The 16,949-nt window shown below is 70.6% G+C and carries 15 protein-coding genes, 1 tRNA gene and 1 pseudogene; 9 read left to right on the forward strand and 8 right to left on the reverse strand.

Annotated features, from left to right (window positions below; translation table 11 throughout):
* Positions 1 to 23: 23 nt before the first annotated feature.
* Entirely contained in the window at positions 24 to 1,625 is a 1,602-nt protein-coding gene (locus tag KI385_RS17165) for a beta-N-acetylhexosaminidase (protein WP_238573076.1), read from the reverse strand.
* Between the two features lie 210 nt (positions 1,626 to 1,835).
* On the opposite strand from KI385_RS17165, the gene KI385_RS17170 reads away from it, so the two are divergent.
* Complete coding sequence (locus KI385_RS17170) at positions 1,836 to 2,126, forward strand: hypothetical protein (protein WP_006605447.1); 291 nt, start codon at positions 1,836 to 1,838, stop codon at positions 2,124 to 2,126.
* Between the two features lie 64 nt (positions 2,127 to 2,190).
* The gene (glmS, locus tag KI385_RS17175; RefSeq protein ID WP_238573077.1) at positions 2,191 to 4,020 is read left to right on the forward strand and encodes a glutamine--fructose-6-phosphate transaminase (isomerizing); all 1,830 of its coding nucleotides are present in this window, start codon (positions 2,191 to 2,193) and stop codon (positions 4,018 to 4,020) included.
* Between the two features lie 453 nt (positions 4,021 to 4,473).
* Here glmS and KI385_RS17180 read toward each other — a convergent pair whose 3' ends face one another.
* A complete protein-coding gene (locus KI385_RS17180) occupies positions 4,474 to 4,995 on the reverse strand; it encodes a universal stress protein (protein ID WP_018093093.1) in 522 nt (173 codons plus the stop codon).
* A gap of 409 nt (positions 4,996 to 5,404) precedes the next feature.
* On the opposite strand from KI385_RS17180, the gene KI385_RS17185 reads away from it, so the two are divergent.
* The 4 genes from KI385_RS17185 (at position 5,405) to KI385_RS17200 (ending at position 8,179) form a co-directional block, all read left to right on the forward strand.
* Complete coding sequence (locus tag KI385_RS17185; RefSeq protein WP_128505404.1) at positions 5,405 to 5,677, forward strand: hypothetical protein; 273 nt, start codon at positions 5,405 to 5,407, stop codon at positions 5,675 to 5,677.
* 349 nt (positions 5,678 to 6,026) lie between these two features.
* On the forward strand, positions 6,027 to 7,316 hold the full coding sequence (locus tag KI385_RS17190) for a GlxA family transcriptional regulator (protein WP_238573078.1): 1,290 nt from the start codon (positions 6,027 to 6,029) through the stop codon (positions 7,314 to 7,316).
* A gap of 5 nt (positions 7,317 to 7,321) precedes the next feature.
* Positions 7,322 to 7,942, forward strand: coding sequence for an oligoribonuclease (gene orn / locus KI385_RS17195; protein ID WP_238573079.1), 621 nt, complete (start codon positions 7,322 to 7,324; stop codon positions 7,940 to 7,942).
* 161 nt (positions 7,943 to 8,103) lie between these two features.
* Positions 8,104 to 8,179 (forward strand) — tRNA-His (locus tag KI385_RS17200).
* Between the two features lie 78 nt (positions 8,180 to 8,257).
* On the opposite strand, the gene KI385_RS17205 is transcribed toward KI385_RS17200, so the two are convergent.
* Positions 8,258 to 8,908, reverse strand: coding sequence for an NAD(P)-dependent oxidoreductase (locus KI385_RS17205; protein ID WP_238573080.1), 651 nt, complete (start codon positions 8,906 to 8,908; stop codon positions 8,258 to 8,260).
* 125 nt (positions 8,909 to 9,033) lie between these two features.
* Between KI385_RS17205 and KI385_RS17210 the strand changes: the two genes are divergently transcribed.
* On the forward strand, positions 9,034 to 9,951 hold the full coding sequence (locus KI385_RS17210; RefSeq protein ID WP_238573081.1) for a helix-turn-helix domain-containing protein: 918 nt from the start codon (positions 9,034 to 9,036) through the stop codon (positions 9,949 to 9,951).
* A 129-nt stretch (positions 9,952 to 10,080) separates the two neighbouring features.
* On the opposite strand, the pseudogene KI385_RS17215 reads toward KI385_RS17210, so the two are convergent.
* The 3 genes and pseudogenes from KI385_RS17215 to KI385_RS17225 all read right to left on the reverse strand — a co-directional run.
* A pseudogene (locus KI385_RS17215) lies at positions 10,081 to 10,974 on the reverse strand (chitinase); the annotation flags it as partial.
* Between the two features lie 417 nt (positions 10,975 to 11,391).
* Positions 11,392 to 12,828: a sensor histidine kinase gene (locus KI385_RS17220; protein WP_238573082.1), complete on the reverse strand. Its 1,437-nt coding sequence runs from the start codon at positions 12,826 to 12,828 to the stop codon at positions 11,392 to 11,394.
* Positions 12,825 to 13,517 (reverse strand): response regulator transcription factor, encoded by a 693-nt coding sequence (locus KI385_RS17225; protein ID WP_238573083.1) that lies wholly within the window; start codon positions 13,515 to 13,517, stop codon positions 12,825 to 12,827. Before KI385_RS17225 ends, KI385_RS17220 begins: the two co-directional genes overlap by 4 nt.
* Positions 13,518 to 13,626: 109 nt before the next feature.
* Here KI385_RS17225 and KI385_RS17230 point away from each other — a divergent pair, with 109 nt between their 5' ends.
* Entirely contained in the window at positions 13,627 to 14,208 is a 582-nt protein-coding gene (locus KI385_RS17230; protein WP_238573084.1) for a hypothetical protein, read from the forward strand.
* Positions 14,209 to 14,235: 27 nt separating this feature from the next.
* Here the strand turns inward: KI385_RS17230 and KI385_RS17235 are convergent, their stop codons facing one another.
* Together KI385_RS17235 and KI385_RS17240 are read right to left on the reverse strand one after the other, a co-directional pair.
* Positions 14,236 to 15,096, reverse strand: coding sequence for a spermidine synthase (locus tag KI385_RS17235; protein WP_238573085.1), 861 nt, complete (start codon positions 15,094 to 15,096; stop codon positions 14,236 to 14,238).
* A gap of 187 nt (positions 15,097 to 15,283) precedes the next feature.
* On the reverse strand, positions 15,284 to 15,601 hold the full coding sequence (locus tag KI385_RS17240; protein WP_238573086.1) for a chaplin: 318 nt from the start codon (positions 15,599 to 15,601) through the stop codon (positions 15,284 to 15,286).
* Between the two features lie 246 nt (positions 15,602 to 15,847).
* Between KI385_RS17240 and KI385_RS17245 the strand changes: the two genes are divergently transcribed.
* Positions 15,848 to 16,939 (forward strand): DUF3344 domain-containing protein, encoded by a 1,092-nt coding sequence (locus KI385_RS17245; RefSeq protein WP_238573087.1) that lies wholly within the window; start codon positions 15,848 to 15,850, stop codon positions 16,937 to 16,939.
* Positions 16,940 to 16,949: the final 10 nt, after the last annotated feature.

The following is a 16,949-nucleotide window of genomic DNA, read 5'->3' on the forward strand; positions in this document are numbered from 1 at the left end:
CGGACAACGCCCGGCCGGCCGGCTCACTCCGCGGGCCAGGGCACTTCCGGTGAGCGGTAGTAGTCGATGCCCAGCGCGTCCCACCGCGGCCCCTGGGCCGCGAGCCTCTCGCGGTACGACGCCCAGTCGTGCGTGCTCGCCGGCGACCAGCCCAGCTCCGCGATACCCGGCAGCCGCGGGAAGGCCATGTACTCGATGTGCGCCGAGGTCGAGAGGGTCTCGGACCACAGGGGCGCCTCGACGCCGAGGATGGACTGCGCGGGAGCGTCCGGCAGATAGGTGCCCGGGTTCCAGTCGTAGGAGCGCTTGGCGTCGACATAGCCGGCCCAGGCCAGGCCAAGCGGCGTGTTCCTGTCGTACTTCATGTCGAGGTAGGCACGGTCGGCGGGCGAGAGGATCAGCCGGGTGCCGTTCTTGGCGGCGTCGGCGACCTGCCGGCGCTCCGCCGCGCCGGTCTTGTCATAGCCCCAGTACTGGGCGACGGCGCCCTTCGCGGGGTGCGCGCCGGTCAGCTGGTGCCAGCCGATCGCGGTCTTGCCGTATTTGGCGACCACCGGCTGCACCTTGTCCATGAAGGCGACGTAGTCCTCATGGCTGGTGGAGTGCGCCTCGTCGCCGCCGATGTGGAGGTACGGGCCGGGTGTGAGCGCCGCGATCTCCCGGATGACGTCGTCGATGAAGTCGTACGTCTCCTGCTTCGGCACACACAGCGAGCTGAAGCCGACCTCGGTGCCGGTGTACAGCGGCGGCGCCTGGCCGTTGCAGTTGAGCTGGGCGTAGGAGGCCAGCGCGGCGTTGGTGTGGCCCGGCATGTCGATCTCGGGGACGACGGTCAGATAGCGGTCGGCGGCATAGCGGACGATCTCGCGGTAGTCGTCCTTGGTGTAGTAGCCGCCGGCGCCGCCGCCGACCTGGGTGGAGCCGCCGTAGGTCGCCAGCCGCGGCCAGGACTTGATGGCGATCCGCCAGCCCTGGTCGTCCGAGAGATGCAGATGCAGCTTGTTGATCTTGTACATGGCGAGCTGGTCGATATAGCGCTTGACCTGCGCGACGGTGAAGAAGTGCCGGGAGACGTCCAGCATCGCGCCGCGGTAGGCGTAGCGCGGGGAGTCGGCGATGGTGCCGCCGGCGATCCGCCAGGGCCCGCGCTGGGTGCTCTGCCGCTCGACGTCGGCGGGCAGCAGCTGGCGCAGCGTCTGTACGCCGTGGAAGAGGCCGGCGGGGCGGGCGGCGCTGATGGTGACCGCGCGGCTGCCGGAGGTCAGCCGGTAGCCCTCGTCGCCGAGGCTCTTGGTGCCGCGGCCGCCGAGCCGGAGGACGATGCCGTCCCGGCCGTCCTTGGTGGTCACGGGGAGGTCGAAGCCGGTGGCGGGCCGCAGCAGCCCGGCCAGATGGCCGGCGATCTTCTTGGCCTCGCCGGACCCGCCGGGCACCCGGATCCGGGTGCGGTCGCCGAGGATGAACGCGCTCCCTCCGCTGTGCACGGACGCGGGCGCGGGGATCACCTGGTCCAGGGGAACGGGGGCGGCGGCCGGGGCGGCGGCGCCCGGTGGCGGTACGGCGGCGGTTCCCAGCCCCGCCGCCGCGACCAGCAGCAGCGAGAACAGCAGTCTGCGTCGTCTCATCGACGGTCCCTTCGGCGAACGTCGTGCATGGCGTGGTGCATGGCGTGCATGGCATCGTGCATGGCATGGAGCGACCGAACGGTGACCATGCGTACCGTGAGCCTCGATTCCGGTCAAGGTTTAGACCACTTTCCGACCCCCAAACTGGGGACGTGCCCGATATCGGGCAGATTTCTTGCGAATCTTGGCGGCGCCCAGCAGTATCAACGGGTGCTCGAACGCCGTAACCGCAGCGCTGACGCGCCGCACGAAGACCTGGTGGACCACCTGGTGCGCAGCACACCGCTGCAGCGCGGTGAGGCCGCCCGGGTGGTGCTCGATGTGCTGGCGTACTTCGACGAGACCACGGAGGAATTCGTCCGCCGGCGCCATCGGGAGCTGCAGTCCCAGGGACTGCGCAACGAAGAGATCTTCGAACGGATCCGCCACGAGATGCCGCACCGCGCCGTGGCCCCGCCCGATCTCTCGGCCCGCCAGCTGCGCCGCCTCGTCTACGGCTGACGTTCACGCCCGGGGCGCCGGGCAACCACAACCGCCACAACGTTTTTTCTCGGAGGGTCACTGTATGTGCGGGATCGTCGGCTATATCGGCAAACGTGATGTTGCTCCCCTGCTCCTGGAGGGCCTGCAGCGCCTGGAGTACCGCGGCTACGACTCGGCGGGCATCGCCATCCACGCAGGCGGCTCCGGCAAGGCCGCGGGCGGCCTGAAGACCGCCAAGGCCAAGGGCCGGGTCCGTGAGCTGGAGTCCCGGCTGCCGAAGCGGTTCGCGGGCACCACCGGCATCGCGCACACCCGCTGGGCCACCCACGGCGCGCCCACCGACGAGAACGCCCACCCGCACCTCGACACCGAGGGCAAGGTCGCGGTCGTCCACAACGGCATCATCGACAACGCCTCCGAGCTGCGCACCCGCCTGACCGCCGACGGCATCACCTTCGCCTCCGAGACCGACACCGAGGTCCTGGCGCACCTGATCGGCCGCTCCCAGGCCGAGACGCTGGAGGAGAAGGTCCGCGAGGCGCTGCGGCACATCGAGGGCACCTACGGCATCGCCGTGCTGCACGCCGACTTCGACGACCGGATCGTGGTCGCCCGCAACGGCTCCCCGGTCGTGCTCGGCATCGGCGAGCACGAGATGTTCGTCTCCTCGGACGTCGCCGCGCTGGTCTCGCACACCCGCCAGGTCGTCACCCTCGACGACGGCGAGATGGCCACCCTCAAGGCCGACGACTACCGCACGTACACCACCGAGGGCTCCCGTACGACGGCGACGCCGGAGACCGTCGAGTACGCGGCCGAGTCGTACGACATGGGCGGCCACGACACGTACATGCACAAGGAGATCTCCGAGCAGGCCGACGCGGTGGACCGCGCGCTGCGCGGGCGGATCGACGACCGTTTCTCCACCGTCCACCTCGGCGGTCTGAACCTCGACGCCCGCGAGGCGCGCGGGGTGCGCCGGGTGAAGATCCTGGGCTGCGGCACCTCGTACCACGCGGGCCAGATCGGCGCGCAGATGATCGAGGAGCTGGCCCGTATCCCCTCGGACGCCGAGCCGGCCTCCGAGTTCCGCTACCGCGACCCGGTCGTGGACCCCGACACGCTGTACGTGGCGGTCTCCCAGTCCGGTGAGACCTACGACGTGCTGGCGGCCGTCCAGGAGCTCAAGCGCAAGGGCGCGCGGGTGCTGGGCCTGGTGAACGTGGTCGGCTCGGCGATCGCCCGGGAGACCGACGGCGGCATCTACGTGCACGCCGGCCCCGAGGTCTGCGTGGTCTCCACCAAGTGCTTCACCAACATGGTGGTCTCCTTCGCGCTGCTCGCCCTGCACCTGGGCCGGATCCGCGACCTGTCCGTCTCGGACGGCAAGCGGATCATCGAGGGCCTGCGCAAGCTCCCCGGGCAGATCGACGAGATCCTCAAGGGCGAGGAGGACATCAAGAAGCTGGCGGCCCAGTACGCGGACGCCAAGTCGATGATGTTCATCGGCCGGGTGCGCGGCTACCCGGTGGCGCGCGAGGCCTCGCTGAAGCTCAAGGAGGTCTCCTACATCCACGCCGAGGCCTACCCGGCCTCCGAGCTCAAGCACGGCCCGCTGGCGCTCATCGAGCCCGCGATGCCGACCGTCGCGATCGTCCCGGACGACGACCTGCTGGAGAAGAACCGCGCCGCGCTGGAGGAGATCAAGGCCCGCCACGGCCGCATCCTGGCGGTCGCGCACCAGGAGCAGGAGAAGGCCGACCACACCATCGTCGTGCCGAAGAACGAGCCGGAGCTGGACCCGATCCTGATGGGCATCCCGCTGCAACTCCTCGCCTACCACACGGCGTTGTCCCTCGGCCGGGACATCGACAAGCCCAGGAACCTCGCAAAGTCCGTCACGGTGGAGTAACTCTCCCAGGACCACCGAAGCGGTAACCGAGCAACCCTCGCGGCGGGCAACCAGCTCCGCGAGAGCGGCGCCGGTTCAGGCGCACAGCGGGCGGCGAGCTTCGCGCGCGTGCCACCATACGCGCGCGAAGCCGCCGCCTCCCCTTTTGCCGGCATCGCCCGATCGCCGGCAGGATGCCGCCGCCCCGGGAACCGTCACCTCCCGGCCGGCAGCACGAAGTTGCCGTGCGCGCGGCCGCCGGGCCCGTGATGCGGCGCGCCCACGTGACGGTTTTCTACCCCTCACAAGCGCACAATCCACCTGTACGCGGCAGAAGAAATACGGCTGCGCACAATCCTCATGACGCCCCCTCAACTGTGCGCATGACGGGGAGAGTCGATCGCGCGCCGAACCGGCGTGCGCGCCGAAGTCCCGAGCCGGCGCGAGGGGTTCACCGGAAGGCGCCGGGGCGCGTCAGGGAATCACGATCACCGGGCGCTGCGCCCGGCGGGCCAGCCGTCCGGCGACCGAGCCGAAGATCCGGCCGACGATGCCGTGCGTGGAGCCGACCACGATCGCATCGGCCTCGTACTCCCGGCCGACCTCTTCCAGCTCGTGGCAGATGTCCCCGCCGCGCTCGACGAGGATCCAGGGCACCTCGGTGAGGTGGTCGGCGCAGGCCAGTTCCAGGCCGAGCACTTCCGTGCGGTGATCCGGTACGTCCACGAAGACCGGGGGCTCACAGCCCGCCCAGACGGTCGTCGGCAGCCGATTGGCCACATGGACGATGATCAACCCGGAGCCGAGGCGCCGGGCCATACCGATTGCATACGCCAACGCTCGCTCGCTCGACATGGAGCCGTCGAAGCCGACCACGACGCCGTGCCGGAACGCGGGGTCGCAGGAGTGGCGCGTCTTTTCCGCCGCTTCGAGGTCCGCCATCGGATCGGCGACCTGCTTGCGGTCCGCGGGTTCGGGGATTTCGTGACCGGCCATTGATGTCTCGGCGAGGACGTCCTCTTGCGGAGGGGCGAACGGGGAACGGCGATTGACTTGATCCGGCAGTTGACTGAGCTGGCTCGATCGAGGTGCGGGAGCCATAGTTCAAAGAGGAACGATACGACTGGGAATCATCTTCCCAACCAGATACCCCAAGAGTACGGCGCCACTCCCCCGCTGCCCAGAGCTCGCCGCGGACGCCCGGCGTCCGCGCAAGGTGGGTGGAGGCGGGTAGCGGCCTCGAACGTTCCCCGGAGCATGCCGGAGCGTGGCGCGGATGGCAATGCCCCGGCCTGCCCCCGTACGTACCCCTCGCGGTGACCCATGATCGTCGGCGGCGTTGTAGTAGCAGCCCGTCCGAGGGGAGTGCGAGGTGCCGTTGCCGTCCGGCAGATCACCCGACCCAGTGAGCGATGTCGTGCGCTGGGGCGCGTTCAGCTGCGCCCTGGTGCCCCTCGTGCTGATCGTCAGCGGCGCCTCCTGGATCGGTGCGGCCGGCACCGCCGCCGGTCTGGCCGCGGTGACCTGTGCCTGTCGCGCACTGCTGAGGCAATCCGAACGCACCGCGGCGCGGATCCGCGTCCGTGACGCGGGACGACACCGGGACAGAAGCGGACGTTCGGGGCCGACGGCGCACGGGGGCGGGCGGCACTCCGAAAGGCGTACGCCGGTCGATTGAGGCGCCCGCAAGTCTGCGCGCGACCATTTTCAGCCAACTTCCGGCCAGGGCCCCTCCCTTGTCCTGAGCACCCCTCAACCCTGGTGTGAGCAGGGAGGAAAGGACCGCTGGGCATGGTTGTGCCCTACTGCGAACGGGCAGAGCCGAGACGCGTACTTCCCATGTAGGCCCGACGAGTGGAACGCTTCGTGATCGAATGCTTCGCGCCAAGTTGCCATATCGACATACCAGTGGGTGGTGAACTTGGCACTCCATCCTCACGGGACACAGTAAATTCGATCTTGGTAGTAACGGCGGGGGAACTGTGCAGGACCGAGAGGGCGAGACGACCGAGGGGGGCTTAAGTGCCATGAGCCAGGACTCCGCTGCCGTACCAGATGCCGCACGCAAGCTCGCCGCCCGACGACGCCGCGAAATAGTCGCGGTGCTCCTCTTCAGCGGCGGCCCCATTTTCGAGAGCTCCATTCCGCTCTCGGTCTTCGGCATCGACCGCCAAGACGCAGGCGTTCCGCGGTACCGGCTACTTGTGTGCGCGGGCGAAGACGCGCCTTTGCGCACGACCGGGGGGCTCGAACTATCAGCCCCCTACGGGCTGGAGGCGATCTCCCGTGCCGGGACGGTCGTCGTACCGGCCTGGCGTTCCATCACCCAGGCTCCGCCGCCCGCAGCGCTCGACGCGCTGCGCCGCGCGCATGAAGAAGGGGCCAGAATCGTCGGGCTGTGCACGGGGGCGTTCGTCCTCGCCGCGGCCGGACTGCTCGACGGCCGCCCGGCCACGACCCATTGGATGTACGCGCCGACGCTCGCCAAGCGTTATCCGTCCGTCCATGTGGATCCCCGCGAGCTCTTCGTCGACGACGGCGATGTGCTCACCTCCGCGGGGACGGCGGCCGGCATCGATCTGTGTCTGCACATCGTGCGCACCGACCACGGCGCGGACGCCGCGAACGCGCTGGCCCGCCGGCTCGTCGTGCCGCCCCGCCGTACCGCCTCCGACCTGGGGCACCAGCGCTATCTCGACCGGTCATTACCTGAAGAGATCGGCGCCGACCCGCTCGCCGAGGTCGTCGCCTGGGCGCTGGAGCACCTCCACGAGCAGTTCGACGTGGAGACGCTGGCCGCGCGCGCATACATGAGCCGTCGCACCTTCGACCGGCGCTTCCGCTCCCTTACGGGAAGCGCTCCGCTCCAGTGGCTGATCACCCAGCGGGTCCTCCAGGCCCAGCGGCTGCTGGAGACCTCCGACTATTCGGTGGACGAGGTCGCCGGGCGCTGCGGATTCCGCTCGCCGGTCGCCCTGCGCGGCCACTTCCGGCGGCAGCTGGGCGCCTCGCCCGCCGCCTACCGGGCGGCCTACCGTGCGCGCCGGCCGCAGAACGGGGCGCCCGAGCCCGCGCTCAGACCGGAGCGGGCCGAGCGTGCCGAGCGGCCGGAGCGCGAGCGGGCGGCGCTGGGGGCGGGCGGCGCGGACCGGTTCTCCGCCGCCTCGCTGGCCGGCCATGGGCTGGCGACCGCCGAAGCGGGCGATCCGGGCAAACCGCAGTCGGACGCGTACGCCTCCCGGCTGCCGGAAACCCCGGTCGGCCGGGGAGCGGGACGGCCCGTGCTGCCCGGTCAGCGCGAGCGCCCCGTAGGGTGAGATGTATGAACGATCGCATGGTGTGGATCGACTGCGAGATGACCGGACTCTCGCTGGCGAATGACGCGCTCATCGAGGTGGCCGCACTGGTCACCGACTCAGAGCTGAATGTGCTGGGCGACGGGGTGGATGTGGTGATCCGCCCTCCGGCCGAGTCGCTCGGCACCATGCCGGAGGTGGTGCGCCAGATGCACACCGCCTCCGGACTGCTGGAGGAGCTGGACGGCGGGACGACGCTGGAGGCGGCCGAGGCGCAGGTGCTTGCGTATATCAAGCAGCATGTGCCGGACCCGAGGAAGGCGCCGCTGTGCGGCAATTCCGTCGGCACCGACCGCGGCTTCCTGCTGCGTGACATGCCGACGCTGGAGAGCTACCTCCACTACCGGATCGTCGATGTCTCGTCCGTGAAGGAACTGGCCCGGCGCTGGTTCCCGAGGGCCTACTTCAACAGTCCGGACAAGAACGGCAACCATCGGGCGCTGGCGGACATCCGCGAATCCATCGCGGAGCTGCGCTACTACCGGGAGGCGGTCTTCGTGCCGCAGCCCGGCCCCGACTCGGAGACCGCCAAGGCCATCGCCGCCAAGTACGTCCTGCCGGCCGAGCCGCAGCAGGCCACTTCGTAGCAAGGCAGCCGGAGCGTGTCGTGTGGGTCCCCGCGGATCTGCGGGGACCCACACGACACGCCCTCGCACCGGGACTCGAAACCTGGGCGCGAGCACCCCTCCGGACCCTGTACACTTTTTCTCAGCCGGTGGGGAAAAAGAACCACACAGCACCGGTCATGGTGGGTATAGCTCAGCTGGTAGAGCACCTGGTTGTGGTCCAGGATGTCGCGGGTTCAAGTCCCGTTACTCACCCCACTTCAAGGCCCCCGACCTCAGGTCGGGGGCCTTGGCGTATATAAGGGGACGGGCGGCTATAGGGGGCGGGCGCGCGGCTCAGTAGCCGACGGTGAAGCGCTCGCCGAGGTGACGGGGCTGCTCGACCTCGTCGAGGACGGCAACGGCGTAGTCCTCGGTGGAGATCCGGCTGCTCCCGTCAGCAGCGGTGACCAGATCGTCGGTGGCGGTGCGGTAGCTGCCGGTGCGCTCGCCGGGCTCGATGGAGGCGGCCGGGCTGAGGTTGGTCCAGCGCACGTCGGAGACCGAGCGGTAGAAGTCCAGCGCGTCGCCGTGGGCGTGCATGATCTGCAGCAGGAACTCGGGCAGGCCCTCGGCGTCCCAGACCTGCTTGCCGTCCGGGGTGCGCAGCGAGCCGGCGCCGCCGACCGTGATCAGGCGGGGCGCCGCGTCGCCGAGGGGGCGCAGTCCGGCGACGAGGGACTCGGCGGCGGGCTTGATCGTGGCGAGATGGCCCGGGCCGTCACCCCCGCCGACCGCGCTGATCAGGACGTCCTGGTCCTTGGCGACGGCGGCGACGGAGGCCGGGTCGAGGACGTCGCCGGTGGTCACGGTCAGGTTCGGGTGGGTCGTGGTGATCTTCGCGGGGTCCCGGACGACGGCGGTGACCTGGTGACCGCGCTGGAGGGCCTCGTCGAGGATGCGGCTGCCGATGGTGCCGTTGGCCCCGAAGATGGCGATCGTGGACATGGTGGGTCTCCCAGCTGTGCTGTGTGTCCGGCTCTACGGACTTCCGTTTTCCGCCAGCGGCCGTGCTGACGTCTTCTACGCTAGGGGGACCAGCGGGGCATTTCGGGGTAGCGAGGGGACCAGTGATGGTCAAAAAACGACAGGAGGGCGTGGAGCCCGTACCGGAGATCCGGGAGGTGGCGTTCTCCGCGCCGGCCGGGCGGCCCGCGGGGGTGGAGGTGATGACGCTCGCCGAGCTGCGTGAGCGCGCGAACGCCTGTCAGCTGTCCATCCCGCACCGCCCCGGCTTCCACCATCTGCTGACCCTGGACAGCGGCCGGCTGGTGCACAGCGTCGACTTCCGCGAGCACGTACTGAGCCCGGGCGATCTGCTGTGGTCGCGCCCCGGGCAGGTCCAGCACTTCGGTGATCTGACGGGCGCGGAGGGGCGGCTGGTGCTCTTCGAGGCCGGGTTCCTGGACCCGGCCACCGCGGCCGCCGCCCGGATCGAGGACTGGTACGGGCCACCCGTACGGCATCCGGAGGGTGCCGCGGCGCGGCGTCTGGACGAGGCGATGCGGCAGCTGCACCGCGAGTTCGGGGCGCTGGGCGGGCTGCCGCTGGAGATACATATCGAGGTGCTGCGGCATCTGCTGGCCGTCCTGGTGCTGCGGGCCGCGTATCCGGGCGGGCCGGCGGGCGAGGCGGCGGACGGAAGCGGGGCCTGTGAGGCGAGCGAGACCTATCTGCGCTTCCGGGACGCGGTGGAGCGGGACTTCACCCGCAGTCGCCGGGTCGCCGACTACGCCCGCTCGCTGGGGTACGCGCCGCGCACCCTCTCCCGTGCCACCGAGGCCACCGCGGGCGTCGGGGCGAAGGAGTTCATCGACCGCCGGGTGGTCCTGGAGGCCAAGCGGCTGCTGGCACACGGCGACCAGTCGGCGGCCCGGATAGCGGACCGGCTGGGCTTCGCCGATGCCACCAACTTCAGCAAGTACTTCCAGCGGCAGACGGGCACCACCCCGATCACCTTCCGGGTGACGGTACGGGGCGGCGCGGGCTGAGCAGTTGCCGCGTACGGGAGGGCCGGCGCGAGCGAAAGAAGCGGCGGGGCGCAGCGGGTGGGGGGAAGGCCCGCTGCGCCCCGCCCGGGGGCGGACGGTCCGGGACGGCGCCCGGATCGCCGGTGGGGGTCAGCCGGTGTACACGCCGAACGCCTTGGTGAAGGCCAGCGGGCCCTGCTCGATGGAGCTGCAGGTCGGCTGCGCGGACGGGGAGGTGCCGCCCTCGCAGGCCTTGTCGCGGGTCGAGGACCACATCGACAGCCAGCCCAGGTGCTTGTCCTTGGCGAACTTCACCAGCTGGGTGGCGTCCTCGAGCTTGAAGACCTCGTTCTGGACGTCGTTGACGCCGATCATCGGGGTCACCGCCACCGTCTTCCAGGCGGCCGCGTCGCTCAGGCCGAGCGCCTTCTTGATCTGGCCCTGGGTGGCGGTGGCGGCCTGGGTGGCGTAGGTGCCCATGTCGCCGCTGTAGGAGGCGCCGTAGTCCATCGCCATGATGTTGACGGCGGAGGTCTTGACGCCGTTCTTCTTGGCGTCGGCGACCAGGTTCACACCGTCCTGGGTCAGGCCCTCGGGCATGGCCGGCAGGGTGAAGGACACATCCAGGCCGGGGTGCTTCTTCTGGAGCTGGGCGATGGCCTGGGCGCGGCGGGTGTTGGCGGCGGTGTTGGGCAGCGCGCCGCCCTCGATGTCGAAGTCGACCTTGGTGAGCTTGAACCGGTCGATGACCTTGCCGTAGGCCGCGGCCAGTTCGTTCGCGGAGCCGCAGGCCACACCGAGCTCGGAGCCGTTGGCGCCGCCGAAGGAGACCCGGACGTCGCCGCCGGCCTTGCGCAGCGCGGGTATCTGCTGGGCGACCGGGTCGTTGCCCAGCTCTCCGGAGCCGCCCCACTTGGGGTTGCAGCCGCCGCCGGAGGTGATGAACGCGAGGTTGAAGTTCTTCACCCCGGTCTTCTTGGCGGTGTCGGCCAGGTCGTAGGCGGGGGCGAGGGAGGTGTCGACGAACGGGGCGAAGCCGGCCGCGGCCTTCGCGGGGGCGTCGGTGCGCTGCGGCGCCTTGGAGGCCATGGCCGAACCGGCGACGGCGAAGGCACCGCCGGCCGCGACCACGGCCGCCGCGCCGGTGGTGATCAGCTTGGTGGTGCGGCTCATACGCCGGCGGTGTGCCGAGGAACTCATCTCGTGCCTGCCTGTCGTCACGTGGGGGGCTGGGGTGCACCGTGGTGCGTCCCGCACGCTAGCGGCCGGGAAACGGACAAATGCCTGGTTCGGTACGGAGGTTGGCGGAATTATGGCGGCCTTAAGGAAGCGGAAGGGGGTGGTTAAGAGCCACCGGCACGTGCCCCGGTCAGGAGCCGGTGCGCGGCCCGGTCAGGAGCCGGTGCGCGGCCCGGTCAGGAGCCGGTGCGCGGCCCGGTCAGGAGCCGGTGCGCGGCCCGCTCAGGAGCTGCCGGCTCGCGCCGTCCGCCGCCGCCGGGAGCCGAGTGTGCGGCGCAGCCGGTGGCCGCGTCGTACGCCGTGGTGGGCGCGCCGGTCGTCCAGCGCCAGCCAGACCCGCACCTCGGTGCCGCCGAGGACGGAGCGGCCGATGCGGACGTCACCGCCGGTGGACTCGGCCAGCCGCCGCACGATGTCCAGGCCGAGGCCGGTGGAGCCTCCCCCGGCTGCCGCTGGGTGGGGGTGCCCCCGGCCGCCGCCCGACCAGCCGCGGCGCAGCGCCGCGTCCGGGTCGGCGATGCCGGGGCCGGCGTCCGAGACCAGCACGATCACCGCGTCTTCCGCGTTGTGGACATCGACCGCGAAGGCGGTGCCCTCGGGGGTGTGCCGGAAGACGTTGCCGAGCATCGCGTCCAGGGCGGCGGCGAGTTCGGGGCGGGCGACGGGGATGCGTACGGGGCGGTCCGCGCCGGCGATGCGCACGGTGCGTCCCTCGTCCTCGGCGAGCGCCGACCAGAAGGCCATCCGCTCGCGGATCACCTCGGCGGCGTCGCAGCCGGCCGCGGCCGCCGCCTGCCGGGTCTGGGCCTTCTGCTCACGGGCGGTGCGGATGATCTGGTCGACCTCGCGCTCCAGTTGTTCGACGGCGGCCCGGGTCTGTTCGGCGGCCGGGGTGTCGCCGAGCGAGGCGGTGTTGAGCCGGAGCACGGTCAGCGGGGTGCGCAGCCGGTGTGAGAGGTCGGCGGCCAGTTCGCGTTCGTTGGCGAGCAGTTGGACGACCTGGTCGGCCATGGAGTTGAAGGCGCTGGCCGCGGACCGCAGCTCCTTGGGGCCGTCCTCCGGTACGCGTACGCCGAGTTTGCCCTTGCCGAGGTCGTGGGCGGCGCCGGCCAGCCGCTCCGCCGGCCGCACCATCCGGGTGCCGAGCCGGTCGGCGACCGCGACCGAGCCGATGATCAGGGCGAGGCCGACGCCGGCCAGTACCACCCAGGAGGTGGTGACGCCGTTGGTCAGCGCGGCGTCGGGGACGAAGACCTCGACGACCGCGATGCCGGAGGCGACGGCGGTGGGCTGCAGCAGCGAAGAGCCGCCGGGGACCGGGGAGATGGAGGCCCGGCCGAGCTTCACGACGGCCGCCACATCCGCCGGCGCGGCACGCCGGGAGCCGATCTCGACGGGCGTGCCGCTCTTGCCGCCGGCCGGGACATGGACGCCGATCCGGCCGCCGGGACCGGTCTCGGCGCTGGCCACGGCCCGCTCCAGCTGGGTGCGGTCGGTGGTGATGGCGAGGACCGGGCCGATGGTGGCGGCCTGGCGTTCGGCGCTTCCGTAGGCGCGGTCACGGGCCAGCTCCTTGACGACGAGCCCGAGCGGGACGGCGAAGGCGACCACGACCATCGTGGTGACCGCCAGCGCCACCTTGACCAGGGCCCATCTCACCGCGGTGGCTCCAGCTTCACGCCGACACCCCGCAGGGTGTGCAAATAGCGGGGCTTGGCCGCGGTTTCGCCCAGTTTTCGGCGGAGCCAGGACAGATGGACGTCGATGGTCTGGTCGTCGCCGTAGGACTGCTGCCAGACCTCGGCGAGGAGTTCCCGGCGCGCGACGACGACGCCGGGGCGCCCGGCGAGGAAGGCCAGCAGGTCGAACTCCCGGCGGGTCAGATCGAGTGCTACGCCGTCCAGTTCGGCCTGTCGGCGCAGCGGGTCGATGGACAGACCGCCGACCTGGATCACTCGTGAGGGCGGTTCCGCGCCGGCCGCGGTGGCCCGGGAGCGGCGCAGTACGGCCGCCATCCGGGCCGAGAGGTGCTCGACGGAGAACGGCTTGGTGAGGTAGTCGTCGGCGCCGTCGTTCAGCAGCCGCACGATCTCCGCCTCGTCGTCCCGGGCGGTGGCGATGATCACCGGGACATCGGTGATCCCGCGGAGCATCTTGAGCGCCTCGCCCCCGTCCAGATCGGGCAGGCCGAGGTCGAGAATGACGACGTCGAATCCGACGTGCGCCACCTCGCGCAGCGCCTCCAGAGCGGTTCCGACGCTGCGTACCGTGTGGGCGGCCTCGGTCAGATGCCGGATGAGGGCCGAGCGTACGAACTGGTCGTCCTCGACCACGAGCACACTTGCCATGGGCGGCACCGTACGCCATTCGGGCCAGGTTCTTTACCTGAGATTGACACCGGAGCGGTGTCCTCCGCCGTTGTGGACGGGCTGCGACCGGGTGGGACGGTGGTGCAGTATGAGCCAAATGCAACGAGGTCTGGTTCACGCGGCGGCCTGGACTCTGGCGACCGGCGCCGCGGTCACGCTGTCGTGGTTCGGCGTGCACACCGTACTGTCCGGCACGGCGTACGACGCACCGCGCGCGCTGCCCCTTTCCGACCAGGTGGCGTCCTCGGGGGCGCAGGCGGACGGCGGTGCCTCACCGCGCGTCTCCTCCACCCACCGTCCCAGACCGTCCACTTCGGCCGGCCGCGGCCCGTCGCACACCGATGACAAACCGTCAAAATCGGCCACGCCGTCCCCCACCGGCGCGACCCGGCCGCAGCACCCGGCCACCAGCCCGCCGGGCAGCTCCGCACCGGCCTCCGACGGGCGGATCAAGAGCTACTCCACGTCGGGCGGCCGGGTCGTCTTCGACCTGGACAACCGGTCCGCCGAGCTGGTGTCGGCGACCCCGAACTCGGGCTGGGAGATGCAGGTGTGGAAGCAGGACCAGTGGATCCGCGTCGACTTCACCGGAGGCACCGCGCATACGTCCGTGATCTGCACCTGGAACGGGCATCCGCCGATCGTGGAGACCAGCAACAACGCGACGTAGGACGGATCCGCCCCGGGGGGGCCGGCGTCAGTCGAAGGTCTTCGCCGGCGGGGCGGGCGAGGCGACGGCCGTGGCGTCGGTGACCGGTGCCGCGCCCCCGGCGAAGTCCCGCAGCGCACGGCCGTGTTCGACCCGGCCGGTCTGCGGGTCGGTCGCCGCCCGCCGGGTCAGTTCGGCGATCGGCAACTCCGTGTCGGCGGCCAGCAGGACGGCGTTGCCGAAGCGCTTGCCGCGCAGTACGGCCGGGTCGGCGGTCAGACACAGCTCGGGGAAGACCGTGCCGACGGTGGCGATCTGGCCGCGCAGAAACCGCAGCGGCGGCCCGTCCGCGAGATTCGCCGCGTAGTAGCCGCCGGGCCGCAGCGCCCTGCGCACCTCTGCCACGAACTCGGTGCTGGTCAGGTGCGCGGGCGTGCGTGCCCCGCCGAAGACATCGGCGATGATCAGATCCGCCCAGCCGTCCGGGATCTTCGCCAGACCCGCGCGGGCGTCGCCACCGCGCACCCGGATCCGCCAGCCGGCGTCCAACGGCAGGTGCCGGCGGACGAGTTGGACCAGTGGCGCGTCGATCTCCACCACCTGCTGGGTGGACCGCGGGCGGGTCGCGGCGACATAGCGGGGCAGGGTCAGCGCGCCGCCGCCGAGATGGACGGCGCGCAGCGGTTTGCCGGGCGGTCCGGCGAGGTCGGCGATGTGCCCGAGCCGCCGCTGGTAGGAGAAGTCCAGGTAGGCCGGGTCGTCGAGATCGACATGCGACTGGGGTGCGCCGTCGATCAGCAGGGTCCAGCCGCGCGGCCGGTCCCGGTCGGGCCGTAGCTCCGCGAGCCCGCCGTCCACCGTCTCCGTGACGGACTCCGGGCCGCCGCGCCCACGCCTGCTCTTCGCCATGCCCTCCAGTATGGCCTGCGTCCGGGTTGCCGTATCCGCTGGTCAGCGCGATAGCGGCGTCCGGAGGCCAGGGGGCCGGGCGTGCGGAGCAGAGTGGCGGACCACCCACGACCGAGGTCACGGGTGATCCGCCAGCTGCACACCATGACCCGTGCCGGCCCGATGTCCATCCGGACCGGCGGGCGGGTCACCTATTGACGCAGGCAGTCCCGAACGACGGGTTCAGCGCCGCGAGAATGTTGATGCTGTTACCGCAGATGTTGATCGGGATGTTGATCGGAACCTGGACATTGTTGCCGCTGAGGATGCCCGGGGAGCCCGCGGCAAACCCGGCGGCGTTGGCACCACTGCGGTGGTTGTACAGACCACGGGAGTCGTGACGGTAGTGGTCGTGATGGTCGTGGTGACCACGGCCGTGATCACCTGCAGAGGCGATGCCGGCGCCACTTAGCACCATGGCACAGCTGGCCGTAGCCATCGCGGCGGCCGTAACAAACCGCTTCATCCCATTCTCCTTTCAGTTCGCGAATGGGGCACCCGGTCACAACGAACGGAATGAGTCAGAGATGCGGTCGTTCCCTCTTACGAGAAATCGTTAGCCCTTTTGGCAGAAGACAGCAGGTACATCGACGAAGTCCGGTATTCCGTTGATCGGAATCCCTGACAGGATCCGGCGTGCCTGCCGCGGTTTCCAACATGATTTCTGTCAGAGTGCTCTCCTGTTTGACTGATAGAAGGCGGAGAGGAAGACATGCGGAAGTCGATGGACCGCACCGGGCGCGGCGTCGTATGCGCGCTGGCGTCCTTGGCATTGTCGGCCGCCCTGTCTTCGGCGGCGGCCGCGCCGACTCCCAAGGAATCCGCACGCATTCCTTTCGCGGAACGCTTTCATGTGACGCAGCACGGCGGTATCGCGCGGGCGGCCAACTCCTCGATCACCTGCGGCCGGCCGGCCGGCCGCGCGGACACACCGTGCGCGGCGGCCCAGCAGGGCGGCGCCGGCGTCAACGGCCGCTACCGGATGGCGTACATCGACGTCGACTCCGACACCCGCACCTACAACTCCAGCCGCGCGCACCTGCGGATCCCGGCCGGCTCCCGGGTGAGCTACGCCCGGCTCTACTGGAGCGGCAATCTGCGGGCCGGCAAGCGGAAGCCGGCCGAGGGCAACGGCCGGGTGCTGATCGCCGAGCCCGGCGGCCGGTACAAGAAGGTGCTCGCCGACACCATGACCGGCCACCGCACCGGCTCCAGGGCCGATGGCTTCCAGGCGTCCGCGGACGTCACCGAGCTGGTGCAAAAGAGCGGCGCGGGCTCGTACACGGTGAGCCAGATCAATATCGCGAGGGGCCGCTCCAAGGCCGGTGCCTGGGGCGGCTGGACGCTGGTGGCCGCGTACGAGAACAAGAAGCTGCCGCTGCGCACACTCGCACTGTGGGACGGCTTCGAGTCGCTGGGTGGGGACCGCCGGGCGCTTTCGGTGCGGCTGAAAGAGCTGCGGATCCCGGCGCATTCGAGTGGCCGGGTGGGTGTGGTGGCGTACGACGGCGACCGCGGCCGCGGAAAGGACTCGCTCTCCGTACAGACCGACCGCCGCCACCCGCATGCACTGCGGGACACCGCCAACCCGGCGACAGACGTGATGAATTCGACGGTCACCGAATTCGGCCGGGAGTCGAGGCGGCAGCCCGCTTACCGGAACACCCTCGGATTTGATTCCGACGTATTCACCATCAAGCCCGCACTGCGGTCCGGCGGCGATCAGCTCACTTTCCGTTTCACCACCGGCAATCGGGGATATCTGCTCGGCGCGCTCTTCGTCCAGGCCGACACCAAGCGCTGAGCGGCGCCCA

Source organism: Streptomyces inhibens, from assembly GCF_022221585.1.
In the GTDB taxonomy this organism is placed as follows: Bacteria; Actinomycetota; Actinomycetes; order Streptomycetales; family Streptomycetaceae; genus Streptomyces; species Streptomyces inhibens.